This is a genomic window from Microcoleus sp. N9_A1 (assembly GCF_036701795.1).
GTDB lineage: Bacteria > Cyanobacteriota > Cyanobacteriia > Cyanobacteriales > Microcoleaceae > Microcoleus.
This window is the reverse complement of sequence record NZ_JAUBRI010000195.1, coordinates 1-1,067: the sequence shown is the minus strand read 5'-3', so window position 1 is coordinate 1,067 and position 1,067 is coordinate 1. Positions and strand designations below refer to the sequence as shown.

Sequence of the window (1,067 nt, the reverse complement as noted above, 5' to 3'; positions counted from 1 at the left end):
CCATGACTTGTTCTGCCACTGTCAACTACAAGCTCTGACAATCTTATTTATGGGCGGATTTTTTAAACAGTTTGGACGCAGTACCTCTCAAAATGTGCGGTAGTAACGGCGTTGCTGATTTACGGTATGAAAGGCTAAATAGACCCGTCATAGAAACCAGTATCGACAAAGCTTAGGGATTTTCAACTTATTTTTTTCATACCCTGATTAAGCAACGCCAGAGCGTCTTTCGTCCCCGCAACGATTCGGGGGATGCCAGGGGGATCGAGACTCGACTAAAAGCGAGATTTATCAAGGGTTTTAAGCGATTGTTGACACGCTTGAGTTGGAGGACAATCTAAAATCTCAAATCTAAAATCTCAAATCGATTGACGGCGGCCCCCCATTGCCGCTACGCTGTGAAGTTATAGGTTGCTTTGCTTGCAGAGCAAGCAGCCGGCGTCGCCCGAAAATCTAGTTGCACTGCCCATTGCTGCGCCAACAGCAATAGACAGCTACCGCCAAACTGAGCTAACCAGTCTGGAGGCTAATTGAGAATCTTAACACTCTCTGTAGCCGCCCTGCTCTGTGTTACCGTGCGGGGCGGCTGGGTTTTTGGGTTTCCCTAGAAAACCAAAAACCAGGAGACCATATTATGTCACAGGAATTCGTACCTGACGATAACTTGTCCGAGCGTCCAAATGACACCTCAGCAGTATCGGAACAGGAAGTAGTGCGGATCACGGTTGTCGGTTCCCGCAAGGCCGTGTTAGAAACCATCCACACCTTGTACCGACTGGGATTTGCCGCCGTCGGGGATTGGAGCCCGCCCCAGCGAGGCCCAAAGCCGGGACAAGTTATAAGCGTACTCATTCGCCGATCGCGCAAAGCCTAAAAATTGGATGAAATACCGTAGGGACACGGCAGTGGCCATTAGTGTCAACTTAAGACTGAAAGCCTTGAAAAATCTCGTTTTTACCCTGGTCTAGATCCCCTAAATCCCCCTTAAGAAGCTACCGTGTACACACAAGTCCAGCTAGACTGGGTTTGAGAAGTTAGAAACAAAATAAATCATGGAAAATCCCATC

Annotated in this window: 1 protein-coding gene; it reads left to right on the top strand. The window is 48.4% G+C overall.

Annotated elements, in window-relative coordinates:
• Positions 1–634: 634 nt before the first annotated feature.
• On the top strand, positions 635–874 hold the full coding sequence (locus QUA58_RS31400) for a hypothetical protein (protein ID WP_333398029.1): 240 nt from the start codon (positions 635–637) through the stop codon (positions 872–874).
• Positions 875–1,067: the final 193 nt, after the last annotated feature.